The 24708-nt window shown below is 68.9% G+C and carries 25 protein-coding genes and 1 tRNA gene; 13 read left to right on the top strand and 13 right to left on the bottom strand.

Annotation, left to right across the window (positions count from 1 at the left end; translation table 11 throughout):
* Window positions 1-24 precede the first annotated feature (24 nt).
* The 3 genes from NJQ99_RS00305 to NJQ99_RS00295 form a co-directional block, all read right to left on the bottom strand.
* Entirely contained in the window at window positions 25-306 is a 282-nt protein-coding gene (locus NJQ99_RS00305) for a DUF2312 domain-containing protein (protein ID WP_269330811.1), read from the bottom strand.
* A gap of 51 nt (window positions 307-357) precedes the next feature.
* Window positions 358-651 (bottom strand): DUF1244 domain-containing protein, encoded by a 294-nt coding sequence (locus NJQ99_RS00300; protein WP_269330810.1) that lies wholly within the window; start codon window positions 649-651, stop codon window positions 358-360.
* Between the two features lie 91 nt (window positions 652-742).
* Window positions 743-1525: an N-formylglutamate amidohydrolase gene (locus NJQ99_RS00295; protein WP_269330809.1), complete on the bottom strand. Its 783-nt coding sequence runs from the start codon at window positions 1523-1525 to the stop codon at window positions 743-745.
* Window positions 1526-1590: 65 nt separating this feature from the next.
* Here NJQ99_RS00295 and NJQ99_RS00290 point away from each other — a divergent pair, with 65 nt between their 5' ends.
* Both NJQ99_RS00290 and pyk read left to right on the top strand, forming a co-directional pair.
* The gene (locus tag NJQ99_RS00290; protein WP_407933345.1) at window positions 1591-2904 is read left to right on the top strand and encodes a glycerate kinase type-2 family protein; all 1314 of its coding nucleotides are present in this window, start codon (window positions 1591-1593) and stop codon (window positions 2902-2904) included.
* Window positions 2905-2929: 25 nt separating this feature from the next.
* Window positions 2930-4369, top strand: a complete 1440-nt coding sequence (gene pyk / locus NJQ99_RS00285; RefSeq protein WP_269330807.1) for a pyruvate kinase — start codon at window positions 2930-2932, stop codon at window positions 4367-4369.
* Window positions 4370-4393: 24 nt separating this feature from the next.
* Here pyk and NJQ99_RS00280 read toward each other — a convergent pair whose 3' ends face one another.
* The 8 genes from NJQ99_RS00280 to NJQ99_RS00245 all read right to left on the bottom strand — a co-directional run bounded on the left by NJQ99_RS00280 (window position 4394) and on the right by NJQ99_RS00245 (window position 10958).
* Entirely contained in the window at window positions 4394-5329 is a 936-nt protein-coding gene (locus tag NJQ99_RS00280) for an alpha/beta fold hydrolase (protein ID WP_269330806.1), read from the bottom strand.
* A gap of 10 nt (window positions 5330-5339) precedes the next feature.
* On the bottom strand, window positions 5340-5870 hold the full coding sequence (locus NJQ99_RS00275; protein WP_269330805.1) for a tetratricopeptide repeat protein: 531 nt from the start codon (window positions 5868-5870) through the stop codon (window positions 5340-5342).
* A gap of 85 nt (window positions 5871-5955) precedes the next feature.
* Window positions 5956-7263 carry a glycolate oxidase subunit GlcF gene (glcF, locus tag NJQ99_RS00270; protein ID WP_269330804.1) on the bottom strand — a complete coding sequence of 436 codons (1308 nt, stop codon included), beginning with the start codon at window positions 7261-7263 and terminating at the stop codon, window positions 5956-5958.
* 3 nt (window positions 7264-7266) lie between these two features.
* On the bottom strand, window positions 7267-8484 hold the full coding sequence (glcE, locus tag NJQ99_RS00265; protein ID WP_269330803.1) for a glycolate oxidase subunit GlcE: 1218 nt from the start codon (window positions 8482-8484) through the stop codon (window positions 7267-7269).
* A gap of 15 nt (window positions 8485-8499) precedes the next feature.
* On the bottom strand, window positions 8500-9990 hold the full coding sequence (locus NJQ99_RS00260) for an FAD-linked oxidase C-terminal domain-containing protein (RefSeq protein ID WP_269330802.1): 1491 nt from the start codon (window positions 9988-9990) through the stop codon (window positions 8500-8502).
* A 258-nt stretch (window positions 9991-10248) separates the two neighbouring features.
* Complete coding sequence (gene ykgO / locus NJQ99_RS00255; protein ID WP_269330801.1) at window positions 10249-10374, bottom strand: type B 50S ribosomal protein L36; 126 nt, start codon at window positions 10372-10374, stop codon at window positions 10249-10251.
* Window positions 10375-10449: 75 nt separating this feature from the next.
* Window positions 10450-10524, bottom strand: a tRNA-Val gene (locus tag NJQ99_RS00250).
* Window positions 10525-10598: 74 nt separating this feature from the next.
* On the bottom strand, window positions 10599-10958 hold the full coding sequence (locus NJQ99_RS00245; protein WP_269330800.1) for a response regulator: 360 nt from the start codon (window positions 10956-10958) through the stop codon (window positions 10599-10601).
* A gap of 183 nt (window positions 10959-11141) precedes the next feature.
* Here NJQ99_RS00245 and NJQ99_RS00240 point away from each other — a divergent pair, with 183 nt between their 5' ends.
* The 3 genes from NJQ99_RS00240 to NJQ99_RS00230 all read left to right on the top strand — a co-directional run bounded on the left by NJQ99_RS00240 (window position 11142) and on the right by NJQ99_RS00230 (window position 13690).
* Complete coding sequence (locus tag NJQ99_RS00240; protein ID WP_269330799.1) at window positions 11142-12080, top strand: N-formylglutamate amidohydrolase; 939 nt, start codon at window positions 11142-11144, stop codon at window positions 12078-12080.
* 19 nt (window positions 12081-12099) lie between these two features.
* A complete protein-coding gene (locus tag NJQ99_RS00235) occupies window positions 12100-12657 on the top strand; it encodes a GNAT family N-acetyltransferase (protein WP_269330798.1) in 558 nt (185 codons plus the stop codon).
* Window positions 12658-12976: 319 nt separating this feature from the next.
* Entirely contained in the window at window positions 12977-13690 is a 714-nt protein-coding gene (locus tag NJQ99_RS00230; protein WP_269330797.1) for a transglycosylase SLT domain-containing protein, read from the top strand.
* Window positions 13691-13715: 25 nt separating this feature from the next.
* On the opposite strand, the gene NJQ99_RS00225 is transcribed toward NJQ99_RS00230, so the two are convergent.
* Window positions 13716-14702 carry an NADPH:quinone oxidoreductase family protein gene (locus tag NJQ99_RS00225; RefSeq protein ID WP_331283219.1) on the bottom strand — a complete coding sequence of 329 codons (987 nt, stop codon included), beginning with the start codon at window positions 14700-14702 and terminating at the stop codon, window positions 13716-13718.
* A gap of 159 nt (window positions 14703-14861) precedes the next feature.
* Here NJQ99_RS00225 and typA point away from each other — a divergent pair, with 159 nt between their 5' ends.
* The 3 genes from typA (at window position 14862) to hisN (ending at window position 18166) form a co-directional block, all read left to right on the top strand.
* Window positions 14862-16688, top strand: a complete 1827-nt coding sequence (typA, locus tag NJQ99_RS00220) for a translational GTPase TypA (protein WP_269330796.1) — start codon at window positions 14862-14864, stop codon at window positions 16686-16688.
* A 220-nt stretch (window positions 16689-16908) separates the two neighbouring features.
* The gene (locus tag NJQ99_RS00215; protein ID WP_269330795.1) at window positions 16909-17268 is read left to right on the top strand and encodes a helix-turn-helix domain-containing protein; all 360 of its coding nucleotides are present in this window, start codon (window positions 16909-16911) and stop codon (window positions 17266-17268) included.
* Window positions 17269-17359: 91 nt separating this feature from the next.
* Window positions 17360-18166: a histidinol-phosphatase gene (hisN, locus tag NJQ99_RS00210; RefSeq protein ID WP_269330794.1), complete on the top strand. Its 807-nt coding sequence runs from the start codon at window positions 17360-17362 to the stop codon at window positions 18164-18166.
* Window positions 18167-18175: 9 nt separating this feature from the next.
* Here the strand turns inward: hisN and NJQ99_RS00205 are convergent, their stop codons facing one another.
* Window positions 18176-18472, bottom strand: coding sequence for an SCP2 sterol-binding domain-containing protein (locus NJQ99_RS00205; protein ID WP_269330793.1), 297 nt, complete (start codon window positions 18470-18472; stop codon window positions 18176-18178).
* 160 nt (window positions 18473-18632) lie between these two features.
* Here NJQ99_RS00205 and NJQ99_RS00200 point away from each other — a divergent pair, with 160 nt between their 5' ends.
* The 5 genes from NJQ99_RS00200 (at window position 18633) to NJQ99_RS00180 (ending at window position 24706) form a co-directional block, all read left to right on the top strand.
* Window positions 18633-20102: a phosphomannomutase/phosphoglucomutase gene (locus NJQ99_RS00200; RefSeq protein ID WP_269330792.1), complete on the top strand. Its 1470-nt coding sequence runs from the start codon at window positions 18633-18635 to the stop codon at window positions 20100-20102.
* Window positions 20103-20219: 117 nt separating this feature from the next.
* Window positions 20220-20678: an Hsp20 family protein gene (locus NJQ99_RS00195; protein ID WP_269330791.1), complete on the top strand. Its 459-nt coding sequence runs from the start codon at window positions 20220-20222 to the stop codon at window positions 20676-20678.
* A 239-nt stretch (window positions 20679-20917) separates the two neighbouring features.
* The gene (locus NJQ99_RS00190; protein WP_269330790.1) at window positions 20918-22897 is read left to right on the top strand and encodes an AMP-binding protein; all 1980 of its coding nucleotides are present in this window, start codon (window positions 20918-20920) and stop codon (window positions 22895-22897) included.
* A 79-nt stretch (window positions 22898-22976) separates the two neighbouring features.
* Entirely contained in the window at window positions 22977-23795 is an 819-nt protein-coding gene (locus NJQ99_RS00185; protein WP_269332045.1) for an ABC transporter ATP-binding protein, read from the top strand.
* Window positions 23796-23797: 2 nt separating this feature from the next.
* Window positions 23798-24706, top strand: a complete 909-nt coding sequence (locus tag NJQ99_RS00180) for a branched-chain amino acid ABC transporter permease (RefSeq protein WP_269330789.1) — start codon at window positions 23798-23800, stop codon at window positions 24704-24706.
* Window positions 24707-24708: the final 2 nt, after the last annotated feature.

Raw genomic sequence — 24708 nt, 5'->3', positions numbered from 1 at the left:
TTCAGGCCGCTGGCTGACGGTGCGTCAGGCCGCGTCCACGTCCGCGTCGCGGGTCGACGGCGTACGGTCCATGCCGAGCGCGGCGAGATAGAGGTCGAGCATCGCCTCCTGCTCCTGCACTTCCGAGCGGTCCATCTTCCGGATCTTGATGACCTGGCGCATGGTCTTCACGTCGAAGCCGTTGCCCTTGGCCTCCGCAAACACCTCCTTGATGTCGGCGGCGATCGCGGCCTTCTCCTCTTCCAGCCGCTCGATCCGCTCGATGAAGGCGCGCAACTGGCCCGCCGCGATCATGCTGTCGTCCATCGTTACTCTCCATTGGACGGGCGGGCGGCCAGGCGACGCCCCGCCCTCACATCAATGCTTGTGGGTGGCCTCGAAGGCCTTCTGCTGCTCCGGCGTCGCGGGGGTCTGGTACTTCTCCTTCCACGCCGCGTAGGGCATGCCATAGACCATTTCGCGCGCGGCGTCCTTGCTGACGTCGAGGCCGCGGTCGGCCGCCGCTTCCTGGTACCAGTTCGACAGGCAGTTGCGGCAGAAACCTGCAAGGTTCATCAGGTCGATGTTCTGCACGTCCGTGCGGCCCTGCAGATGCTCGACGAGCCGGCGGAAGGCTGCCGCCTCCAGTTCGGTCTGGTTGGTCTTGTCCATCGCTCCGTCCTCCCTGTCGCGGAAGATGCATCCCTCGGGGGTCTGAGGTAACCCAAGGCAGGCACGCTGCCAAGGCCCGGCGTTGGCGCGCCTAGGCCGCCTGGGGCCCGAGGCCCGTCTGGGCGAACACGTCCTTCAGCGCACGTTTCAGCAGGTGCGCCACGCGGGCCGCGTCATCGGGATTGCCGATCAGGTCCTGCCGGATCTCCACAAGCAGGTGCGGCAGGCTGCGTTTCAGCGCGTGCCGGTCCATGCTGTCGCCCTCGTACTGGCCGGCATAGGGCTCGTTCTCGCCGACGACGAGCATGGGCTCGCGCCGCAGCCGGTCGAGCATCGGCCCTGCAAGCCGCCTGTCCTCGTGCCACAGGATACCGTAGTGCCAGGGCCGCTGGCGTCCGCGCCACCAGGGCGTGAAGGAGTGGATGGAAACGATGACGGGCAGGACGCCTTCGCCCAGCGCCCGGTCGATCGCCGCCCGCACCGCACGGTCGTAGGGCCGGTAGAAGCGGGCGAGCCTGCGTTCCACCTCCGCCGCGTCCGCGTGGCGGTTGCCGGGGACGATCGCGCCGTCCGAAAGCTTCATCACCAGCGTCGGGTCGTCCTCGCCCCGGTTCGGGTCGATCAGCAGGCGCGAGAAGCGCGTGAGCACGGCCGGTGCGCCGAACGCGGCCGACAGTGCGCGCACGACGTCCGCCGCGCCGATGTCCCAGGCGACGTGCCGCTCCAGCGTGGCCGGGTCGAGGCCGAGGCGGGCATAATCCTCCGGAATGTGGTTGGAGGCATGGTCGCAGACGAACAGCAGCCGCACCTCCCCGTCCGGGCGCAGGATTTCGGGGCCGTGTTCGGCGGTCGGGGCGTCGTGGGTACTGGACATCGCGCGGCGGGGCTCGCATCAAGGAACTGGCGGCGGGCGCACCGGTGCGCCTGCACTGCCCCGCAATGTACGGAGACGCCCGCGTGCTTCAAGACCGCGCGCAGAAAGACCCCGGGCCTACGGATCCCCGCGCCGTCCTCGAAGCCGCGTTCCGCGCGGCGGTCAGCCGCGCGCACCCGGGCACCTGCCTGCCACCGCACCTGCCCGCGCCGCCCCAGGACGGGCGGCTGCTGATCCTCGGCGCGGGCAAGGCGGCGGCGGCGATGGCACAAGCCGCGGAAGCCGCGCTGGGCGATGAGGCGCGCGGCGTCGTTGTGACGCGCACGGGCTACAGCCTGCCCACGCAACGGATCGAGGTGCTGGAAGCCGCCCACCCGGTCCCCGACGCGACCAGCATGGCCGCCGCTGACCGCCTGCTGGCGGAAGCCGCGGGCGCTGCCCCCGGAGACATGATCGTCTTCCTGCTGTCGGGCGGCGCGTCCGCCCTGCTGGCCGCGCCCGCGCGGGGCCTGGGCCTTGCCGACAAGCAGGCAGTAACGCGCGCGCTGCTGCGGTCGGGCGCAACGATTTCCGAGATCAACACGGTGCGCCGCCATCTCTCCCGCATCAAGGGCGGGCGGCTGGCGCAGGCCTGCCGGGGGCGGCTGCTGACGCTCGCGATCTCCGACGTGCCGGGCGACGATCCGGCGGCCATCGCGTCCGGGCCGACGGTGCCCGACCCCACGACGCTCGCGGACGCGCGCGCGGTGCTCGCCCGCCACGGCATCGATGCGCCAGCGCGCGTCACGGCAGCGCTCGCCGACCCCGCGAACGAGACGGCCAAGCCCGGCGATCCGGCCTTTGCGCGGACGCAGTACCGGCTGATCGCGACGCCCGGCGATGCGCTCGAAGCGGCGGCGGAGGTCCTGCGTCGCAGCGGCTACGCCGTGGAGATGCTGGGCGATGCCATCGAGGGCGAGGCGCGCGAGGTGGCGCGCGCGCACGCACGCCTGGCAATCGAGGCGCGCGCGAAGGGTGCACGGCGTGCGATCCTGTCGGGGGGTGAGCTGACCGTGACGATCCGCGGCAAGGGCACGGGCGGACCCAACCGGGAATATGCGCTGGCGCTCGCGCTCGCGCTCGACGGCGCGGCAGGCATCTGGGCGCTTGCGGGCGACAGCGACGGCGCGGACGGCGCGCCCGGCCCCGATGGCGTGGACGTGGCCGGTGCCACCGTCACGCCCGACACGCTGGCGCGGTCGCAGGTGCGGGGGCTCGATGCGAAGGCGGCACTCACCGCAAATGATTCCGGCGGCTTCTTTCATCGGCTGGGCGACGCGGTTATCACGGGACCGACGCAGACGAATGTGAATGATGTCCGCGTGATCCTGATCGACTGATTCGCGCCCGGGGAGGGGCTTGTTCATGTACCGGCGCCGTAGCCTGAAGATCCTCGCAACGCTGGGTCCCGCAACCTCGACGCCGGAGGCCATCGCCGCGCTGGTGGAGGCAGGCGCCGACGCCTTCCGGCTGAACATGAGCCACGGCACGCACGAGGGCGTGGCGAAGCTGCACGCCGCGATCCGGCAGGTGGAGGCGGAGAAGGGCCACCCCATCGGCATCCTGGCCGACCTGCAGGGGCCGAAGCTGCGTATCGGCAAGGTCGCGTCCGGCGAGGCGATGCTGGAGGAAGGCGCGCACCTGCGCCTCGATCTCGATACCGCGCCGGGCGACGCACGGCGCCTCCCCCTGCCCCACCCGGAAATCTTCAAGGCGCTGGAAGCAGGCGCCACCCTGCTGCTCAATGACGGCAAGATCCGGCTGCGCGTGATCGAGGCGGGCGACGGCTTCGCCGAGACCGAGATCGTCGTCGGCGGCCCCATTTCCAACAACAAGGGCGTGAACGTGCCCGACGCCGTGCTTCCGGTGGCCGCGCTGTCGGACAAGGACCGGCGCGACCTCGACTTCGCCGCGAACCTGGGCGTCGACTGGATCGCGCTCTCCTTCGTGCAACGGCCCGAGGACGTGGCGGAAGCCAAGAAGCTGACGGCGGGCCGCGCCGCGCTGATGGCGAAGATCGAGAAGCCGGCCGCCGTCGCCCGGATCGACGAGATCCTCGAGGTCGCGGACGGGCTGATGGTGGCGCGCGGCGACCTGGGCGTCGAGATGCCGCTCGAAAAGGTGCCGGGCATCCAGAAGTCGCTGATCCGCCTGGCGCGCCATGCCGGCAAGCCCGTGGTCGTGGCGACCCAGATGCTCGAATCCATGATCGAGAACCCGGTGCCGACGCGGGCCGAGGTCTCCGACGTCGCGGGCGCGGTCTACGACGGGGCGGACGCGGTCATGCTGTCGGCGGAATCGGCTGTCGGAGCCTATCCGGTGGAGGCCGTGTCGACCATGGACCGGGTCGCACGCTCGGTCGAGGGCGACAGCGCCTACCGCTCGGCCATCCACAGCCTGGAAACCGCGCCCGAGGCGACGAGCGCCGACGCGATCACCGCCGCAGCCCGCCAGGTTGCCGAGACGATCGGGGCAGCCGCCATCGTCTGCTACACCAAGTCGGGCTCCACCGGCCTGCGCGCCGCGCGGGAACGCCCCGCGGTGCCCATCGTCTGCCTGACGCCGCTGATGGAGACGGCGCGCCGCCTCGCCCTTGTCTGGGGGCTGCATTGCGTGCTGACCGACGATGCGGAGAACTTCCGCGACATGGTGGTGCGCGCCTCGCGCATCGTGCAGGACCAGGGCTTTGCGGAGAAGCGCCAGCGTATCGTCATCACGGCGGGCGTGCCCTTCGGGACGCCAGGCGCGACGAACATCCTGCGGATCGCGCAGGTCGGTTCCCCCCGCGGGATCGTGACGGACTAGCGCACAGGAGCTAGCGCACTGGGGCTAGCGCACGCGGGCAGCCAGCGCGTCGATCTCCGCCAGCACGGCCGCGGGTGCGGCGTGGTGCGGCATGTGGCCGATGCCGTCCAGCACCACGTGACGCGCGCCCTCGATCTCGCGGGCCAGCGCGTCCGCATGCAGGCTGTTCCAGATCACCTTGTCCTCCGCGCCCGCGAGCAGGGTGACGGGCACGCGGATCTCTCCATAGCGTTCGCTCATCTCCGCCACGATGGGCTTGAGGTTCGTCAGATCCTCGGCGTTGGCGCGGTAGCTTTCGGGCCTGAGCACGAGCGGCAGCCCGAGCCCCTCGGCATAGCCCGGCGGAACGGGGTTCGGCGCGAACACACCCTCGATCGCACGTCCGGCGACAGCGCGCCCCACGGGCATGACGAGCGTGTTGGTAAAGAGCGCCCCCAGAACCGGCGTGGTGGCGATGGCGCGGTCGGCCCCCACCCCACCCGGCCACGGGTGCGAGACGCCCGCGAGAAAGAGCACGCCCCCCACCTCGTCCGGGTAGTCGAGCGCATAGGCGAGCGCAACGGTGCCCGCCCAGGAATGGCCGACGAGGATCGGTTTCTCCACGCCAATGGACGCGAGCGCCGCACGGACGAGGCGGGCCTGTACGCGGGGATCCCATCCTGCCTCGTCCGGCCGGGCGCTGTGGCCGTGACCGGGGCGGTCGAAGGCGATGGCACGATGACTCGCGGCCACGGCATCGAAAATGGACTGGGTCCAGTCCCGCAGGTTCCCGCTTGCCCCGTGCAGGAGAACGACCGGCCGGCCTTCCCCGCGGTCGAGATAGTGCAGGCGCACGCCGCCCGCCTCCACGAAACGGCCGAGCGGCGGATATTGCTCCACCGCCTTGCGCGCGCTGTGGTCCGTCCACGCCAGCAGACCGCCGCCCACCATGGCCAGCGCGGCGAACAGGGTTACCAGCATGGCAGGCGCTTCATATGCCGCGCCCCTCGACCTCTGGAGTCAGGTCGTCGACGCGCGACCTGACCTGCGGCATGTGGGGATTGACCATCAGCGCGCGGCGATAGGCGTCGAGTGCTGCCTCGGGCCGTCCGATCCGCTCCATGATCTGGCCAAGACCCGAAAGCGCCCCGAAGTGGCGGGGTTCGAGGTCCAGCACCTTCTCGATGTCGAGGGCGGAGCGGGCATAGTCGCCGGCGAGGAAATGCACGGTCGCGCGCCGGTTCCATCCCTCGGCATAATCGGGGTCGATCTCCACGACCGTGTCGAGGATGGCGATGGCCGTTTCGAACTTCTTCGCGTTCACGGCCATCTGCGCCCGCTTCATCAGGAGGTCGAGCGTCGGGCTGCCGCTCTCGGTCCAGACGGTCCATATCTCGCGGGTCAGCCGTTCGACAGGCGGCCCGTCCTCGGCGACCTGCAGGCGGCCGAACAGGCTGTCGAGACGCGGATCGGTCTGGCGCGCGTGCGCCGGCGCCGACAGCGCCAGGACAAGAACCGCCAAAATCGCCAGCCACCCTCTCATGAGATATGAGGATAGGCAGGAATCGTGGCGCGCCAAGGGCAGACGTGTCGCAGCGTGCGCGGGCTCAGGCGCGTTGCGTCAGACCGTCCAGCCCATCCGGCGCCGGACCGCCGCTCGCCCAGTCGAGCAGGTGGACCGTGTGCACCACGGGAAGCCCAGTGCCGCCCGCGATCTGCACCATGCAGCCGATGTTGCCGGCGGAGATCACATCGGGCGACACGCTCTCGATGTTCGCCACCTTGCGCGCGCGCAATTGCCCCGCGAGTTCCGGCTGCAGGAGGTTGTAGGTGCCGGCCGAGCCGCAACAGAGATGGCTTTCGGGCACGCCCGTCACCTCGAACCCCGCCTTTTCCAGCAGCTCCATCGGCGCGCGCGTGATCTTCTGGCCGTGCTGCATCGAGCAGGCGGAATGATAGGCGACGCGCAGCCTTGGCACCGCGCCCGCCTTCGGCGCGAGCCCGACGCGCGCCATCAGTTCGGTGATGTCGAGCGCCATCTCGGAGATGCGCTTTGCCTTCTCCGCCCATTCGGCGTCGGTGCGCAGCATGTGACCGTAGTCCTTCACGGTCGTGCCGCAGCCGCTGGTATTGATGACGATGTGGTCGAGCCCCTCACCTTCGACCTCGCGCCACCAGGCCGCGATATTGGCGACGGCCGAGGCGTGCGAGGCCTCTTCCTTGCCCATGTGGTGGGTCAGCGCCCCGCAGCAGCCCGCGCCCCGGGCCACCACCACCTCGACCCCGTGGCGGGTCAGAAGGCGCACCGTCGCCTCGTTGATCGTGGGATCGAGCGTCTTCTGCGCGCAACCGTTGAGCAGGGCGACGCGCATCCGCCGTTCTCCCTCCGCCCGGAAGACCTGCGGCCGGTCGACATGGGATGGCGACGGGATGTGCGCAGGCGCCATGGCCAGCATCGGCCTCAGCCGCGCAGGCATCAGCCCCGCGAAGGGCCGGGCGAGACGCGCGCCGAACAGCGCCAGCCGGAACGGTACGGTGCGCGGCAGCACGGCGGCGAGCATCGCGCGCACCAGCCGGTCCATCAGCGGGCGGCGGTAGGTCTTCTCGATATGCGCGCGGGCATGGTCGACCAGGTGCATGTAGTGCACGCCGGACGGGCACGTGGTCATGCAGGAGAGGCAGGAGAGGCAGCGGTCGATGTGCGTGACCGTCTTCTCGTCCGCGGGGCGGTCGTTCTCCAGCATCTCCTTGATGAGGTAGATGCGCCCGCGCGGGCTGTCGAGTTCGTCGCCGAGCAACGCAAACGTCGGGCATGTCGCCGTGCAGAAGCCGCAATGCACGCAGTTGCGCAGGATCTGCTCCGACCGGGCGACCTGCGGATCGGCAAGCTGGGCGAGGGTGAAATGGGTCTGCATGGGCTACAGGTCCTCGCGCATGCGGCCGCGGTTGAGCACGCGGACCGGGTCGAAGGCATGCTTCACACGCGCCGTCAGCGCGGCGAGCGCGGACGGCTGCGGCTGGAACACGGGAACCGCGCGGCGCACGTCGTCGTCTGCGCGAAAGAGCGTCGCGTGCCCGCCGCCTGCCGCGGCCACCGCCGCCCGGATCGCATCGGCGTGGGCGTCGCCTGCTGCTTCGACGCGCAGCCAGATCAGGCCGCCCGCCCAGTCGTAGGCGTGCGCCAGCACCGGCACGCCCGCCGCGCGGATCGCGGTCATGACGACCGGCCCCGCCGTCGGGGCGACCGAGATGCGCCAGACCTGGCCCTCGCCCGCCACGACGGGCAGACCGTCGCGCAGGTCGTTCCAGAACGTGGCGGAGGCACCGGCGTCGAGTGTGCTCGTCTCCGCGCTGCCGGCCACGTCGCGGATCATGTCGGCGACGCGCGCGCTCACCGACACCTCGGGCCCTTCCAGCCGGATCGCCGTGCGCGCGATGCCGTCTGGGCTCGTCCCTTCCGGCACATGGGCGAAGGAGGAGCCCTCGTGCGGCGTGCCGCTCGCCCTCGTCAGCGCGGCGACGGCGGCGGCGTCGTCGAGGCCATGCAGGACGAGCGTCGCCTGCGTTTCCGGCTTCGGCAGCACCTTCACGGTCACCTCGGTCAGCACGCACAAGGTTCCGTGCGAGGCGGTCACGAGCTTGGAGAGGTCGTAGCCCGTCACGTTCTTCATCACGCGGCCGCCGGACTTGATCGGTTCGGCCCGTCCGGTGACGCAGCGGAAGCCCAGCACATGGTCACGCACGGCACCCGCCCGGATGCGGCGCGGGCCCGCGACGCCCGCCGCGACCATGCCGCCCAGCGTGCCCGATGCCTCCGCCGGGTCGAGGCCGGAGAGCGCGGCGAAGTCCATGGGCTCGCAGGCAAGCTCCTGCCCCTCCGCGTCGAGCATGGCGACGATCTCGGCAAGCGGCGTGCCCGCGCGCGCGGACAGCACAAGCTCCCCCGGCTCGTAGAACAGGACGCCCGACATGCCGCGCGTGTCGATCAGGGCGCCTGCCTCCACGGGCCGGCCGAGGCCCGAGCGCGTGCCCCCGCCCGCGACGGCGACCGGCGTCTCGCTGGCGACGGCGGCGGCGACAGCCTCGGCGAGCTGCGCCTCGTCCGCCGGATGAAGGGTCTGCCCGGCCGGGTCCATGGCCACGTCCCCGCTTCAGAAGCGCGGCAGGTGCGGAAACGGCACCTGCCCGCGGTGGACGTGCATGTGGCCAAGCTCCGCGCAGCGGTGCAGCGTCGGGAACACCTTGCCCGGATTGAGCCGCTGCGTCGGATCGAAGGCGCACTTCAGCCGCTGCTGCTGCTTGAGGTCGGTCTCGTCGAACATGGTGCCCATGAGGTCGCGCTTCTCGACGCCCACGCCATGCTCGCCGGTCAGCACGCCGCCCACCTCGACGCAGAGCTTGAGAATATCGCCGCCGAACTCTTCCGCCTTCTCGATGTCGCCCGGCTTGTTCGCATCGTAGAGGATCAGCGGATGCAGGTTGCCGTCGCCCGCGTGGAACACGTTGGCGACGCGCAGCCCGTGCTTCTCGGCCAGCGACTGCATGCCGGTCAGCACCTCCGCCAGCCGCCCGCGCGGGATCGTGCCGTCCATGCAGAGATAGTCCGGCCCGATCGCGCCGACCGCGGGAAAGGCGTTCTTGCGGCCGGCCCAGAAGCCCAGCCGCTCCTCCTCCGTCTCGGAGACCTTGAGGAAGGTCGCGCCATTGTCCCGCGCGATGGCGCTGACGCGGTCCACCAGCGCGTCGACCTCCGACGGCGTACCGTCGAGTTCGCAAATCAGCAGCGATTCGGCGTCGCGCGGATAGCCGGGGGCGCAGAAATCCTCCGCCGCCAGGATCGCGGGCCTGTCCATCATTTCGAGGCCGCCCGGAATGATGCCCGCGCCTATGATCGCGCCGACCGTGTCGGCGCCCGCCGCCACGCTCGGGAAGCCGATCAGCAGGCCGCGCGCGGTCTGCGGCTTCTGCAGGATGCGCACGGTGACCTCGGTCACGACTCCGAGCAGGCCCTCCGACCCCGTCATCACGCCCATCAGGTCGTAGCCGTCCGGGTCGAGATGCTTGCCGCCGAGGCGGATGACCTCCCCCTCCATCGTCACCATCTCGATGCCCAGCAAATTATTGGTCGTCAGCCCGTACTTCAGGCAATGCACGCCGCCCGAGTTCTCCGCCACATTGCCGCCGATCGAGCAGGCGATCTGCGAGGAGGGATCGGGCGCGTAATAGAAGCCGCGATGCTCCACCGCCTTCGTGATGCCGAGATTGGTCACGCCCGGCTGCACGACGGCGCAGCGGTTCTCCCAGTCGATCTCGAGCACGCGGTTGAACTTCATCATGGAGAGCAGGATGCCGTCCTCGAGCGGCATCGACCCGCCAGAGAGCGAGGTACCCGCCCCGCGCGGCACGACCTTGACGTCCATCTCGCGCGCCAGTTTCAGCACCGCGGCGACCTGGGGCACGGTCTCGGGCAGGGCGACGACGAGCGGCAATTGCCGGTACATCGTGAAGGCGTCGCAATCATAGGCGCGCCGCTCCGTCTCGCTGTCGATGACGGAGGCGGCGGGCAGGATCTCGCGCAGGCGGGCGACCAGTTCCTCGCGCCGGGCGAAGGCGTGCTCGTCGGGCTTGGGCATGGTCAGCATGGCGCGTTCTCCCCGTTCGCCGTCAGAGCGTAGCGCCGGCGGCGGGCAAATCAAACGCCGCAGACGGCGTGGGCGCGGAGAAGCGTCCTTTCCGCGCGGGAAACAATCTCGCGGAACCTGTACCGCCAGGGAAACGGCAAGGCGCACTGCAGAAAGAAGATCCGCCCGCGCATGCGAAAGGGCCGCCGCACCCACCGGTGCGCGGCCCTCCGCGAATTCCAGCACGCGAACAGCCGGGTGCAAGACCCGGCGGGTGCGTCAGCCCTGGCGCGCCTTGTAGCGGCGCTGCGTCTTGTTGATGACGTAGACGCGGCCCTTGCGGCGCACGACGCGGCAGTCGCGATGCCGGCTCTTCAGCGACTTCAGCGAGTTGCGGATCTTCATGTCGTCCTCGTGCCTTCAGCCGTTTGACCCGTGGCCCGGGTGAACGGACCGCTCAATCAGTTTTCGCGTCGGCGATGGTGGGCGCGGGTGGGATCGAACCACCGACCCCTACGATGTCAACGTAGTGCTCTCCCGCTGAGCTACGCGCCCGAAGCCGCCGAATGCGAGGCGCCTCCTATACCCAAGGCGGCGCGGCTGCGCAAGTCACCCTGCGCGAAGAAATTTCATGCCGCGAGCAATCCCTCGATCGTGGTCACGAGATCCTTGAGATGGAAGGGCTTGGAGACCACGGGCGCATCCACCGGCGCGCCATTGGCCGGGTTGAGCGCCACCGCCGCGAACCCCGTGATGAACATGATCTTCATGGCCGGCCGCAGGTCGGCGGCGCGGCGCGCAAGCTCCACCCCGTCGAGGCCCGGCATCACCACGTCCGACAGCAGCAGGTCGTAGGGCCGCGTCTTGACGTGCCTGAGGGCGGTTGACCCGTCGCCCACCGCCGTCACCGAATGTCCTGCCCGTTTCAGTGCCCGGTAGAGGAAAAGACGCATGGCATCGTCGTCCTCGGCGAGCAGGATTGTGGCCATCGGCCGGAACTCCCTTGCGGTGATCGGTCCAGGGACCCGGAAGACGTGGACGGCCCCGGCCCGCGACACTATCCTCGCCTAACCGTTAAGCGCGCGTTTCCCCCGTCCGGCGCCCCCCGGCGCACGTCCGGAAAAGCGTGTCGCGCGCGTCCGCGTTCGTCAACTGGGACCGATCCTGCGCCGATGACTTCCCTTCACAACCCCGGCCACGAGGCCGCCGCAGAGGCGGACACCGCCAGCCAGGACCGGCCCCGGACATCGCCGGATGGCGGGGTCCGCCCGGCCGTGGAGGTGCTGCACCCGGCCGCCCAGACCGTGCCCATCGTGCTGTCCTCGCCGCATTCCGGCGACGTCTATCCATCGGAATTCCTGGCGGCCAGCGATCTCGACCCGCTGGCGCTGCGCACCTCGGAAGACGCCTTCGTCGACGACCTCTTCTCCGGCGGGCTGGCACTCGGCATGCCGATGGTGCGGGCCACCTTCCCGCGCGCCTATCTCGACGTGAACCGGGAAGCCTACGAGCTGGACCCCACCATGTTCGCCGATCCCCTGCCCGCGCACGTCAACACGCGCTCACCCCGCGTGGCCAGCGGCCTCGGCACCATCGCGCGGCGTGTCGGCGGCGGGCGCGCGATCTACCGGCGCAAGCTGCGCTTCGACGAGGCGGAGGCGCGGATCGTCCGGTGCTACCGCCCCTATCACGCGAAGCTGTCGCGGCTGCTGGCCGAAACGCGCGACCGGTTCGGCGCGGCGGTGCTCATCGACTGCCATTCCATGCCGTCCGTCGGGGGGTTCAGCGATCTCGACGCGGGCGAGGCGCGGCCCGACATCATCCTGGGCGACCGGCACGGTACGGCATGCGCACCGGACCTGATCGCGCGGGCAGAGGCGGCGTTCCGCTCGCTCGGCCTCAGCGTGGTTCGCAACCGGCCCTATGCCGGCGGCTTCAACACCCAGAACTACGGCCGCCCCGGCGAGCGCGTGCATGCCTTCCAGATCGAGGTGCGGCGCGATCTCTACATGGACGAGGCGCGGATCGTGCCGAATTCCGGATACGACGGGCTGAAGACACGGCTGGGACAGTTTCTCCACCTGATGACCGAGGCGCTGGCCCGCCCCTGAAACAGCGGACACGATCGCCATGACCGCGGCACCGACCGATCTCCCCGGCCTCGACATCCGGCCCGCAACCGCAGCTGACGTGCCGGGCATCGCGGCGATCTACGCGCATCACGTGCTGAACGGCTTCGGCACGTTCGAGGAAATTCCCCCCTCTTCGGACGAGATGCTCGGACGCCTGACTACGCTGCAGGACGGCGGCTATCCCTGGCTGGTCGCAGCGGCAGGCGGGGCGGTCGCGGGCTATGCCTATGCGGGCCCCTATCACAGGCGCAGCGCCTACCGCTTCACGGTCGAGGATTCGATCTACGTGCACCCGGATATGGCCGGCCGAGGCATCGGGCGCGTCCTGCTCTCCCGCCTCGTCGCCGACGCCGAGGCGCGCGGCTTCCGCCAGATGGTCGCCGTGATCGGCGACAGCGGCAACGCGGGCTCCATCGGGCTGCACGCCGCGCTGGGGTTCGAACGGACGGGCATGGTGTGCGCGGTCGGGTTCAAGCGCGGCCGCTGGCTCGATGTCGTCTACATGCAGCGCCCCCTGGGTGCGGGCGACAGCGCCCCTCCCGCCGGGCGCGGGTAAAAAAAAGCCACCTTGGTAGGCCCAAGGTGGCTTCAGTCTAGGGAGGAAACGCCCGTGAAGGGCACGTGCTGCGTCGGCCGATGTGTCAACGCCGCACTGCAATAATCTGACGCTGCGACGCACAAAAATCAAGTCCGTTCGTGTATTTTCTGCCTTCGCAATTGCCATCTTTTCAGATGCACAAAATTTGGGCTGATGCCGTCGTGGCAGGCGCGTCCTGCAGGCCGATTCCGGCAGCTTTGCCCGCTAACGCGTCATTAAGGATGTTTGCCGAAACTCTGACCCGGTGTTCGACGGTTTTCGGAGGGCAGTCAGGGCCATGTCCGCATTTCATGCCACGGCTGATCGGATTGCATGGGGGCTCCGTGCCGCTGCGGCCGCGCTGTGTCTGCTGACGCCGCTTCCCGCGGCTGCGCAGGCGCAGGGTGGGATGGACGCCGCCGGCATCTGCCGCGCCACCACCGCCTATGTCGAGCAGGTGCGCGGCCTCCCCCCGCAACTGCTTGCCGCCGTGTCGCTGACGGAAACCGGCAGGTCGATCCGCGACGATGCGGGCGAGCGGCAGTTCGTGTCCTGGCCCTGGACCATCAATGCCGAGGGCAAGGGATATTTCTTCGACAGCAAGGACCAGGCGATCGCCAAGGTCCGCCAGCTTCAGGCGCAGGGCATGCGCTCCATCGACGTCGGCTGCATGCAGATCAACCTGCGCTTCCACGGCGAGGCGTTCGACAACCTGGAGGAAGCCTTCGACCCGCTGATCAACGTCACCTATGCGGCGGAATTCCTGACGGCGCTGTTCGACGAGCACCGGTCCTGGAAGAAGGCGATCGAGCGCTATCACTCCGCGACCGAGCAGTTCTACGTCCGCTACCGCTCCAAGGTCTACGACAACTGGCTGAGCGAGCGGGAACGGGTCGCGATGAGCCGCCGCCAGCTGGAGATCAGCGCGCTCGAGCAGATGCGCGCCCAGCGCCTTTCGGAGGTCGCCCGCCGCCGGGCCGCCGCGCGCGAACAGCTCGCCAACAACTCCTGACCTTTCGGCGGCAGGACGCGCGGAATCAGCCGATCCCGATGACGAGCTTGCCGGTCGCCTTGCGCGACATCATGTGGGTCAGCGCCTCGCCCGCCTCCGCCAGCGGATAGACCTTCGAGACGTGCGGGCGGATCCGGCCGGCCACGTACCAGTCCATCAGCGTCCGGAAGCTCTCCGCCAGCACCGCGGGCTTCTTGCGCGCGTAGGCGCCCCAGTAGAGGCCCAGGACGTCGACGTTCTTCACCAGCAGGATGTTGGCGGGGATCTGCGGGATGGATCCGCTCGCGAAGCCGATGACGACGATGCGCCCCTCGAAGGCCAGCGTGCGCAGCGAGGCGTCGAACATGTCCCCGCCGACCGGGTCGTAGGCCACGTTCACCCCGCCCGTCGGTGCGGCAATCTCCTTGATCCTGTCCTTGAGGTCCGGATCGCTGCTTAGCAGCAGGTGATCGGCGCCCTTGGAGGCGGCGATCGCGAGCTTGTCCTCGCTGCTGGCGGTCGCGATGACGGTCGCGCCCATGATCTTGCCGATCTCCACCGCCGTCAGGCCGACGCCGCCCGACGCGCCGTGCACGAGCAGCGTCTCGCCCTGCTGCAGCCGCGCCTTGTGCCACAGCCCGACATGCGAGGTGCCGAAGGCCACCGCGAAGGCTGCGGCGTCCACGTCGGTCATGGCGTCGGGGATGGGCACGCAGACGCCCGCGGGCACCACCGCCTCCTCCGCATAGCCGCCGTTGCCCGACATGGCGAGGACGCGCGTGCCGGGCGCGGGAGCGCTGACATCGCCCGCCGCTTCGATCACCTCGCCCGCGATCTCGAGCCCGGGCGCGAACGGAAACGGCGGCTTCTCCTGGTAGCGGCCCTGCACCATCAGCGTGTCGGCGAAATTGACCCCGCAGGCGCGCACGCGGATGCGCACGTGGCCAGGCTTCATCTCCGGCGCCGGCACGTCCTCGAGCCTGAGCACCTCCGGCCCGCCATAGGCCCGTGCGACCATCGCCTTCATACGCATTCCCCCATGTCATTTTTCTCCGCCGGACATGCCGCTTCGCCCAAGGGCCTTGGAGACGCCGCCGGCGCGCTTATGTTGCACTGCAAGGAAGGTTCGCGTACACCCGCGCGAGACGCAAGCCCCGTAAAGGCTCCACCCCCCTTCCTGTCAGGACCCGAGATGCAGCTCCGCAACATCGCGATCATCGCGCACGTCGACCACGGCAAGACCACGCTGGTCGATCAGCTTCTGGCGCAGGCCGGCACCTTCCGCGCGAACCAGCAGGTTGCAGAGCGGGCGATGGATCGCAACGACCTGGAACGCGAGCGGGGTATCACGATCCTCGCCAAGTGCACCAGCGTGCTGTGGGGCGACACCCGCATCAACATCATGGATACGCCCGGCCACGCCGACTTCGGCGGCGAGGTGGAGCGCTACCTCTCCATGGTCGACGGCGCGATCCTTCTCGTGGACGCGGCCGAAGGCCCGATGCCGCAGACGAAGTTCGTGCTGATGAAGACGCTGAAGCGCGGCCTGCGCCCGATCGTCGTCGTCAACAAGATCGACCGCCCCGACAGCCGCCCGGACGAGGTTCTGAACGCGGTGTTCGACCTCTTCGTCTCGTTGGGCGCGAACGACGAGCAGCTGGACTTCCCTGTCCTCTACGCATCCGGCCGCGACGGCTGGGCGAGCGAGACGACGGAGCGCGGGGCCGACCTCAAGCCGCTGTTCGACCTGATCGTGCGCCATGTTCCCGCCCCCGCGCAGGCAACCGACACACACACGCAGAAGCCGTTCCGCATGCTGGTCAGCGCGCTGGAGGCCGACCCCTTCCTCGGCCGCCTGCTGATCGGGCGGATCGAGGACGGCGCGGTCGTGGGCAACATGCAGGCGCGCGCGCTCGACCGCGACGGCACGGTGCTGGAACGCGCGCGGGTGACCAAGGTGCTGGCCTTCCGCGGGCTGGAGCGGGTGCCGGTCGAGCGCGCGGAGGCCGGCGACATCGTGGCGGTCGCGGGCTTCTCGAACGCCTCGGTCGCGCACACCCTGGGTGCACCGGAAGTCGAGGCCGCCCTGCCGGCGGAGCCGGTCGATCCGCCGACGCTCGCGGTGACGCTGGGCGTCAACGACAGCCCGCTCGCGGGCCGCGAGGGCGACAAGGTGCAGAGCCGCGTGATCCGCGACCGTCTGCTGCGCGAGGCGGAAGGCAATGTCGCGATCCGCATCACCGAGACCGAGGAGAAGGACGCCTTCGAGGTGGCCGGCCGGGGCGAGCTGCAGCTCGGCATCCTGATCGAGACCATGCGGCGGGAAGGCTTCGAGCTGTCCGTCAGCCGCCCCCGCGTTCTGTTCCAGAAGGACGCGGAGACCGGCGATACGATCGAGCCCATCGAGGAAGTCTACATCGACGTGGACGATGCCTTCACCGGCGTGGTCGTGGAAAAGCTCGCATTGCGCAAGGGCTCGGTCGTCGAGATGGCGCCGTCGTCCGGCGGCAAGACGCGCATAGTGGCGCACGTCCCCTCGCGCGGGCTCATCGGCTACCTGGGCGAATTCCTGACGGATACCCGCGGAACGGGTGTCATGAACCGCGTCTTCCTGCGCTACGAGCCGCACAAGGGCGCGATCAGCGGGCGGCGCAACGGCGTGCTCATCTCCATGGCCGACGGCGAGGCGACGGCCTATGCGCTGTGGAACCTGGAAGAGCGCGGGCGCATGTTCATCACGCCGGGCACGAAGATCTACACCGGCATGATCGTCGGCGAGAACGCGCGCCCCGACGACCTCGACGTCAACCCGCTGAAGGCGAAGCAGCTGACGAACATCCGTGCCGCCGGCAAGGACGAGGCCGTACGCCTCACGCCCCCCACGATCCTGTCGCTGGAGCAGGCGATCTCCTTCATCGAGGACGACGAACTCGTCGAAATCACCCCGCAGTCGATCCGCTTGCGCAAGCGGGTTCTCAACCCCAGCTTCCGGAAATCCCGAGCGAAAGCAGCCGTCTGAGCGCATCTCGGCGCCCCCTCGATCCCGACACATGCAAAAAATGCATGGGCGAATCTTGACGGTTCCGTCATTTTTCGTTTTCAATCTGTGCGGGATCGATTAAAAGGGAACACAACGAAAGGCGGCAATGACCGTGAAGCACACACCGGCGGTCCATACGCCGGAGGTCGCCACCAGAGGTTGCGGCCATTGGGATGACAAGTAAGTTGAGGACCGATCGATGAAACACCACGTCGATGCCCATGTGGGGCAACGTCTGCGTCACCGCCGGTGGCTCGCCGGCATGACCCAGCAGCAACTCGGCGATGCCGTCGGCATCAAGTTCCAGCAGATCCAGAAGTACGAGACCGGCATGAACCGCATCAGCGCAAGCCGCCTTTGGGACCTCGCCCAGGCACTCGACGTCCCGGTGTCCTTCTTCTTCGAAGGGCTGGACTTGGAAGCGGCGGAAGCCGAAGGCGCGGACAAGGACGTGCTGAAGGACAAGGAGACGATGGAACTCCTGCGCGCCTACTACGCCATTCCCGACGACCAGCGCCGCAAGCTGTTCGACCTCGCCAAGGCGATCGGCGAAGACTGAGGTCGGCCCCGGCCCCAAGTTCTGCTATCCAGACGTGGCCCCGGCAGCCGTGCCGGGGCCCGTTTCGTTTGGCCGCGCCGGAGTAACCGCCATGCCTCTCTCGATGACCGACGCCGACAGCCTGCTCGCGTTCGCCGAACGGCTGGCAGATGCGGCGAAGGCCGCCACGCTCGCCCATTTCCGCCAGCAGCCGGACACCGACGACAAGGACGACGGTCAGCACGGCTTCGATCCCGTGACGGCGGCGGATCGCGACGCGGAAACGGCGATGCGCGCGCTGATCCAGGCCGCCTATCCCGACCATGGCATCCTGGGAGAGGAACACGGGGAGAAGCCCGCGCAAGGTCCCTGGCGCTGGGTGCTGGACCCGATCGACGGCACGAAGGCCTACATCATGGGGCTTCCCACCTGGGGCACGCTGATCGCGCTGGAACACGACGGCGAGCCGGTGCTCGGGGTCATGGACCAGCCCTATGTCGGCGAGCGGTTCGTCGCCGCCGGCGGCCGTGGCGCGCTGATCCGCGGCGGGCAGCGGGTCCCGCTGCGGACGCGCGGCTGTGCGCGCCTCGGCGAGGCGATCCTTGCCACGACTCACCCGGACATCTTTGCTACGGAGGCGGAGGCCGACGCCTTCGCCCGCGTCTCGGCTGCCGTGCGCATGACCCGCTACGGCTGCGATTGCTACAATTACGCCATGGTCGCCGCCGGCGGCATCGACCTGGTGATCGAGGCGGCGCTCAAGCCCATGGACATCAGCCCGCTCGTCCCCATCATCCGCGCCGCGGGCGGGATCGTCACCGACTGGTCGGGCGGGCCTGCGGCCACCGGCGGCCAGGTGATCGCCGCCGGCGACGCGCGGGTCCACGCGGCGGCGCTGGAGCGTCTGGCCGCCGCCTGAGGCGTGCGCTCAGCCCTGCAGCAGCGGGCCCAGCTTCATGGCAAGGCCCATGTTGCCGTCGATCTTGATCTTGCCCGTCATGAAGGCCATCGTCGGATCGAGATTGCCCTCGGCGATCTGCATGAATGTGTCGACGCTGGTGCGGATCGTGCAATCGGCGTCCTTGTCCTCGTTCGTCACCTCGGACCCGTCGAGGTGGATGACGCCGTCATCCTCGAACGCGAACTTCACCGAACCGCCGATGCCGGAGCCGCCCGCCACGCGCGCGCGCATTTCCTCGGTGATCTTGTCGAGCGTCGAACTCATGGTCACTCCCTGTCTTTTCCATCGTTTCCGCGGGTCCGTTTCCCGCCCCTTCGCGCCTGCCTATATCACGGTCGCACCGCGCTGACTGCCAAAAAGTTTACGTATACGTCAGCCTGGGCGGGACATACTTCATTCACGCGTTGCGGTATAGGATTGCGCCATGTCGACGCGCGCCCGATTCCAATTGACGCAGGCCGGCCAGACCGCCGCGGAGTCGCTGCAGCCGCTGCCGCAGGGGGCGGTGCGCCGCTATGACATCAGGGGGCGCTATCCCGACGAGATCGCGCCGGGGAACGTGCGGGCGCTCGGTCGGGCGCTGGCGCTGCGCGCGGGAGGTCCGGGGGCGGCCGTGGTTGTCGGGCGCGATGGCCGCGTGTCGAGCCCGGTGCTGTACGAGGCGCTGATCGAGGGCCTGGTGGAGGGCGGCGCCGCGGTGGGCGCCCTGGGACTGGCGACCAGCCCGCAGGTCTACCACGCCGCACACGCGACCGGCGCCGTGGCCGCCGCTGTCGTCACCGCCTCCCACAATCCACCCGACATGAACGGCGTGAAGATCGTGCTGAACGGCCTGCCGCTGTGGGCGGAGGAGCTTGCCGCGCTGAACGCCACGATACCGGGACTGCCGCCGGCGCCCGGCGGCGGCACGCGCACCGCGCGCGACCTGTCGGAGACATATGTGGCCGACCTGCTTGCCCCTCTCGCCCTCGATGCGGCACGCCGCCTAACGGTTGTCTGGGACGCGGGCAACGGGGCCGCGGGTCCGGTGCTCGTCCGCCTTGCCGCACGCCTGCCGGGCCGCCACGAGATCCTCAATGCCAGGGTCGACGGGCGTTTCCCCGCGCATCCGCCGGATCCGACGAAGCCCGCCAATCTCGCCGCGTTGCGCGCCCGCGTGCTCGAGGCGGGTGCCGATCTCGGCCTCGCGCTCGACGGCGACGGCGACCGCGCGGTCGCCGTCGACAACGCGGGCCGGATCGTGTCTGGCGACGCGCTGATGATGCTTGTCCTGCCCCGCGTGCTGGCTGCCAGGCCAGGCGCGCCCGTCGCGCTCGACATCAAGGCGAGCGACGCGGTGGAGACACTGGCCCGAGCGCTCGGCGGCCGTCCGGAGCGGACGCCCTCCGGCCACGCCGCGGTAAAAACGGCGCTCGCCCGCTCCGGCGCGGCCTTCGCGGGGGAGGTAACGGGTCATTTCTACTTCGCCGACCGCCATCCGGGCTGGGACGACGGCATCCACGCCGGCCTTCGCCTGATCGAGGTTCTGGCGGCCTCGGACCGGCCGCTCGCCGCCCTTGTGGACGCCCTGCCCTGCTGGCCGTCGACGCCGGAAATCCGCCTGCCCGTGGCGGAGGCGGACAAGGCCGCGGCGCTCGGCGCGCTGCGGACGGGTGCGGAGACGGCGGGACTTGCGCTCTGCCTGCTCGACGGCGTGCGGGCGCGCGGCGACGGCTGGTGGTGGCTTGCCCGCGCATCCAACACAGAACCGGCACTTACCCTGCGCTGCGAGGGAGGCACCGAGGCTGCCTTCGCCCACGCCTGTGCCGATCTGGCCGGGCGTCTTGCCGCACTGGGCCTGCCCGTGCCGTCGGAGATCGCGGGCCCCGCCTGCACGGTGCCCGGCGGGACTTGAACACCCCCTCCCCCTTTCCCAAATCCTGAAACGCCGGAGGCCAGGCGGCTCCGGTTCCCGCCCTGCCCTGACGGGAGGGCCAAGACATCTCTATCGCTTGTCAGGAGGATAGATTCCATGCGGACGCACGACCTTTCCCCGCTTTACCGTTCGACCGTCGGCTTCGACCGGCTGTTCAACCTGCTCGACCCGGCGCTTGCCAATGACCGGGGCGACGGCTACCCGCCCTACAACATCGAAAAGACCGGCGAGGATACCTATCGCATCACGCTCGCGGTCGCGGGCTTCACCCGGGACGAACTGGCCATCGAGGCCAAGGACACCACGCTGACCGTCACCGGCCAGAAAGCCGAGACGCAGTCGGAGGAAGCACCGAGCTATCTCTATCGTGGGATCGCCGCGCGCGGCTTCCAGCGCCGCTTCGCGCTCGCCGACCATGTGAAGGTCGAGGGCGCGACCCTCGAGAACGGCCTGCTGCACATCGATCTGCAGCGCGAGGTGCCGGAGCAGCTCAAGCCGCGGCGCATCGAAATCGCGACGCCCGGAACTGCAAAGGCGATCGGGCAGGCGGCCTGACGCCGCCACCCCTTGCCGACACATTCGCGTTTGCGACGGCGCGCCCCACCCGGGCGCGCCGTTTTCGCGTGCGACGAAGGTCGGATGCCGGGAGCGCCTGAAGCCGCATCGCAAGGCTGGACGCGGACGCAATCTCCTCCCTATAGTCTTGACGCATAACGGTCATGCAGGAACGCATGACACCGCCCCGCCAACAAGAAAAGCAACAGGGGGTGGGACGACAGGGAGGACAGGCAGGGATGACGACGGCAGACGCCGCCGCACGCCCGGTGGAGGATACCGTCCCGAAGCTGCTGCTGCGCAACGTGGCACGCTTCGGCGACCGTCCGGCGAACCGGGAAAAGGAATACGGGATCTGGCAGACCTGGACCTGGACGCAGGTCGCGGGCGAGATCGAGGCGCTGGCCCTCGGCCTGGGCGAGCTTGGGCTTGCCCGCGGAGACAAGGTCGCGATTATCGGGACGAACCGGCCGCAGCTCTACTGGGCGATGGTGGCGGTGCAGTCCCTGGGCGGCATACCGGTGCCGGTCTACCAGGACTCCGTCGCCGAGGAGATGCATTACGTCCTCGAACACGCCGAGGTGCGCTTCGCGATCGTCGAGGACCAGGAGCAGGTCGACAAGCTGATCCTCATCAAGGACCGCCTGCCGAACCTGCGCGGCATCGTCCATGAGGACCGCCGCGGCCTGCGCCACTACACCGAGGATTACCTGCACGCCTACGCCGACGTGCAGGACAGGGGCCGGGTCGCGGCAAAGTCCGCGCCGGGCCGCTGGAGGGACGAGATCGGCAAGGGCGCCTGGAGCGACGTCGCGGTCATCCTCTACACCTCCGGCACCACGGGCCGGCCGAAGGGCGTGGTGCTGAGCTTCGAGAACATCATCACCGCCTCGCGCATCTCCTGCGCCTTCGACACCCTGACCGAGAAGGAGGAAGTGCTCGCCTACCTGCCCATGGCGTGGGTCGGCGACCATATCTTCTCGATCGGCCAGTCCTATTTCGCGGGGTTCTGCGTGTCCTGCCCGGAATCAGAGGACACGGTGGCGCAGAACCTGCGGGAACTTGGGCCAACATATTATTTTGCGCCGCCGCGGGTGTTCGAGAACCTGCTGACCTCCGTCACCATCCGGATGGAGGACGCCAGCGCGATCAAGCGGCGGATGTTCAATTACTTCATGGCGCACGCACGCCGGGTCGGGCCCGATATCCTGGACGGCAAGGCCGTCTCGTTCGGCGACCGGCTGCTCTACTGGCTGGGCGACCTGCTTGTCTACGGGCCTCTCAAGAACGTGCTGGGCCTGTCGAAGCTGCGCCTGGGCTACACCGCCGGCGAGGCGATCGGGCCGGAGATCTTCCAGTTCTACCGCTCGCTCGGCATCAATCTGAAGCAGCTCTACGGCCAGACGGAAGCATCGGTGTTCATCACCGCGCACCCGGACGGCGAGGTGCGGGCCGACACGGTCGGCGTGCCGGCCCCCAGCGTCGAGGTGCGCATCGACGAGGAGACGGGCGAGGTCATGTACCGTTCCCCGGGCGTCTTCGTCGAATACTACAAGAACCCGGAGGCGACGGCCGAGACCAAGACCCCCGACGGCTGGGTCCACACCGGCGACGCGGGCTTCTTCGTCGAGGACGGCCACCTGAAGATCATCGACCGGGCCAAGGACGTGGGCCGGCTGCAGGACGGATCGCTGTTCCCGCCGAAATACATCGAGAACAAGCTGAAGTTCTTCTCCAACATCATGGAGGCGGTCGCGATCGGACACGAGCGGCCCTTTGTCACGGCGCTCATCAACATCGACCTCAACGCGGTCGGCAACTGGGCGGAACGCAACAACATCTCCTATGCGAGCTACCAGGAACTCGCCCAGCACCCCAAGGTGGGCGAGATGATCGCCGCCCACGTCGAGGAGGTGAACCGCTCGCTGGCGCAGGAGGAGCATGTCCAGGGCTGCCAGATCCACCGCTTCCTCGTGCTGCACAAGGAACTGGACGCCGACGACGGCGAACTGACCCGCACCCGCAAGGTGCGCCGCCGCTTCGTGGCGGAGCGGTACGCCCCGCTGATCGACGCGCTCTACTCCGGCAAGTCGGAGCAGTACGTGGAAACCGAGGTCATATACGAGGACGGCCGCAAGGGTGCCCTCAAGGCCACGGTGAAGATCCACGACGCGAAGACCGTCCCGCTTCCGGGGCACACCGCACAAGCCGCCGAATAGGACGACGGGACACATGACGAACGACAGTGCAGCCGCGCTCGCCGACGCGCACGAGGCGAACACGCATCACGCGCACTCCATGCACACGCCCGAGGCACGCGCCCGCCGCATAGGCGAGGTCATCCTCGACGTGCAGAACATCACGCTGCGGTTCGGCGGCGTTGTGGCGAACTCCAACGTCAGCTTCGACATCCGCAAGGGCGAGATCCGCGCGATCATCGGCCCGAACGGGGCGGGCAAGTCGTCGATGCTGAACGTCATCAACGGCTTCTACCACCCGCAGGAAGGCACGATCACCTGGAAGGGCAAGGCGCGCACGAAGATGCAGCCGCACGAGGCCGCAGCCACCGGCATCGCCCGCACCTTCCAGAACATCGCGCTGTTCAGGGGCATGTCGACGCTCGACAACATCATGACGGGCCGGGTGACCAAGATGAAGCGCGGGCTGCTTGCACACGCGCTGCACTGGGGACCGGCGCTGAAGGAGGAGATCGAACATCGTTCCTTCGTCGAGCAGGTGATCGACTTCCTCGAGATCCAGCACATCCGCAACGTTCCGGTGGGGCGGCTGCCCTATGGCCTGCAGAAGCGGGTGGAGCTTGGCCGCGCGCTTGCCGCCGAGCCGGAACTGCTGCTTCTGGACGAGCCGATGGCGGGCATGAACCTCGAGGAGAAGGAGGACATGTCCCGCTTCATCCTCGACGTGAACGACGAATTCGGCACCACGATCGCGCTGATCGAACACGACATGGGCGTCGTCATGGACCTGTCGGACCGGGTCGTGGTGCTCGACCACGGCTCGAAGATCGCCGACGGCACACCGGAAGAGGTGCAGAGCGATCAGCGCGTCATCGACGCCTATCTCGGCGTTGCCCACGACGACGAGGAAGAGGCCTGACGATGAACCCCGACGTTATGTTTTTCTTCGAGACCGTGATTTCCGGCCTGATGGCCGGTGTCATGTACGCGCTCGTGGCGCTCGGCTTCGTGCTGATCTTCAAGGCCTCGGGCGTCTTCAACTTCGCACAGGGCGTGCTGGCGCTCTTTGCCGCACTGACGCTCACGGGCGTGATGGAGAAGTTCGGCCTGCCTGCCTGGGCCGGGATCATCGTCACGATCCTGGTGATGATCGCGGTGGCCTGGCTCGTGGAACGGCTGGTGCTCCGGCACCTCGTGAACCAAGAGCCGATCATCCTCTTCATGGCGACGATCGGCCTTGCCTATGTGATCGAGGGCACGGGCGACATCCTGTGGGGCTCGAACGTCAAGGTGCTCGACATCGGCCTGCCGCAGGGCGCGTCGGACTATCTGCTCGACAGTTTCAACCTCTATGTCGAGAAGCTGGAGATCGTGGCTGCCGTAACGGCAGCGCTTCTGGTGGCCGTGCTCGCCGTGTTCTTCCAGAAGACGCGGATCGGCCGCGCGCTCCGGGCGGTCGCCGACGACCACCAGGCGGCGCTGTCGGTGGGCATCTCGCTGCGCACGATCTGGGTCGTCGTCTGGTCGGTCGCGGGCATCGTCGCGCTGGTCGCGGGCATCATGTGGGGCACCAAGTCGGGCGTGCAGTTCTCGCTGTCGCTGATCGCGCTGAAGGCCCTGCCGGTGCTGATCCTCGGCGGCTTCACCTCCATCCCCGGCGCCATCGTCGGCGGCCTGATCATCGGCGTCGGCGAGAAGATCGCGGAGATCTACGCCGGCCCGATCATCGGCGGCGCGATCGAGAACTGGTTCGCCTACATGCTGGCCCTCGCCTTCCTGCTGTTCCGTCCGCAGGGTCTGTTCGGCGAGAAGATCATCGAGAGGGTCTGACG

This window comes from Futiania mangrovi (genome assembly GCF_024158125.1).
GTDB classification, from domain to species: Bacteria; Pseudomonadota; Alphaproteobacteria; order Futianiales; family Futianiaceae; genus Futiania; species Futiania mangrovi.
This window is presented reverse-complemented; position numbering and strand designations above follow the sequence as displayed.

What these genes read in the sequence shown, in the direction of transcription:
- NJQ99_RS00305 (WP_269330811.1), bottom strand. Translation starts at nt 306, where the DNA reads ATGGACGACAGCATGATCGCGGCGGGCCAGTTGCGCGCCTTCATCGAG.
- NJQ99_RS00300 (WP_269330810.1), bottom strand. Translation starts at nt 651, where the DNA reads ATGGACAAGACCAACCAGACCGAACTGGAGGCGGCAGCCTTCCGCCGG.
- NJQ99_RS00295 (WP_269330809.1), bottom strand. Translation starts at nt 1,525, where the DNA reads ATGTCCAGTACCCACGACGCCCCGACCGCCGAACACGGCCCCGAAATC.
- NJQ99_RS00290 (WP_407933345.1), top strand. Translation starts at nt 1,591, where the DNA reads ATGTACGGAGACGCCCGCGTGCTTCAAGACCGCGCGCAGAAAGACCCC.
- pyk (WP_269330807.1), top strand. Translation starts at nt 2,930, where the DNA reads ATGTACCGGCGCCGTAGCCTGAAGATCCTCGCAACGCTGGGTCCCGCA.
- NJQ99_RS00280 (WP_269330806.1), bottom strand. Translation starts at nt 5,329, where the DNA reads ATGCTGGTAACCCTGTTCGCCGCGCTGGCCATGGTGGGCGGCGGTCTG.
- glcF (WP_269330804.1), bottom strand. Translation starts at nt 7,263, where the DNA reads ATGCAGACCCATTTCACCCTCGCCCAGCTTGCCGATCCGCAGGTCGCC.
- glcE (WP_269330803.1), bottom strand. Translation starts at nt 8,484, where the DNA reads ATGGACCCGGCCGGGCAGACCCTTCATCCGGCGGACGAGGCGCAGCTC.
- NJQ99_RS00260 (WP_269330802.1), bottom strand. Translation starts at nt 9,990, where the DNA reads ATGCTGACCATGCCCAAGCCCGACGAGCACGCCTTCGCCCGGCGCGAG.
- ykgO (WP_269330801.1), bottom strand. Translation starts at nt 10,374, where the DNA reads ATGAAGATCCGCAACTCGCTGAAGTCGCTGAAGAGCCGGCATCGCGAC.
- NJQ99_RS00245 (WP_269330800.1), bottom strand. Translation starts at nt 10,958, where the DNA reads ATGGCCACAATCCTGCTCGCCGAGGACGACGATGCCATGCGTCTTTTC.
- NJQ99_RS00240 (WP_269330799.1), top strand. Translation starts at nt 11,142, where the DNA reads ATGACTTCCCTTCACAACCCCGGCCACGAGGCCGCCGCAGAGGCGGAC.
- NJQ99_RS00235 (WP_269330798.1), top strand. Translation starts at nt 12,100, where the DNA reads ATGACCGCGGCACCGACCGATCTCCCCGGCCTCGACATCCGGCCCGCA.
- NJQ99_RS00230 (WP_269330797.1), top strand. Translation starts at nt 12,977, where the DNA reads ATGTCCGCATTTCATGCCACGGCTGATCGGATTGCATGGGGGCTCCGT.
- NJQ99_RS00225 (WP_331283219.1), bottom strand. Translation starts at nt 14,702, where the DNA reads ATGCGTATGAAGGCGATGGTCGCACGGGCCTATGGCGGGCCGGAGGTG.
- typA (WP_269330796.1), top strand. Translation starts at nt 14,862, where the DNA reads ATGCAGCTCCGCAACATCGCGATCATCGCGCACGTCGACCACGGCAAG.
- NJQ99_RS00215 (WP_269330795.1), top strand. Translation starts at nt 16,909, where the DNA reads ATGAAACACCACGTCGATGCCCATGTGGGGCAACGTCTGCGTCACCGC.
- hisN (WP_269330794.1), top strand. Translation starts at nt 17,360, where the DNA reads ATGCCTCTCTCGATGACCGACGCCGACAGCCTGCTCGCGTTCGCCGAA.
- NJQ99_RS00205 (WP_269330793.1), bottom strand. Translation starts at nt 18,472, where the DNA reads ATGAGTTCGACGCTCGACAAGATCACCGAGGAAATGCGCGCGCGCGTG.
- NJQ99_RS00200 (WP_269330792.1), top strand. Translation starts at nt 18,633, where the DNA reads ATGTCGACGCGCGCCCGATTCCAATTGACGCAGGCCGGCCAGACCGCC.
- NJQ99_RS00195 (WP_269330791.1), top strand. Translation starts at nt 20,220, where the DNA reads ATGCGGACGCACGACCTTTCCCCGCTTTACCGTTCGACCGTCGGCTTC.
- NJQ99_RS00190 (WP_269330790.1), top strand. Translation starts at nt 20,918, where the DNA reads ATGACGACGGCAGACGCCGCCGCACGCCCGGTGGAGGATACCGTCCCG.
- NJQ99_RS00185 (WP_269332045.1), top strand. Translation starts at nt 22,977, where the DNA reads ATGCACACGCCCGAGGCACGCGCCCGCCGCATAGGCGAGGTCATCCTC.
- NJQ99_RS00180 (WP_269330789.1), top strand. Translation starts at nt 23,798, where the DNA reads ATGAACCCCGACGTTATGTTTTTCTTCGAGACCGTGATTTCCGGCCTG.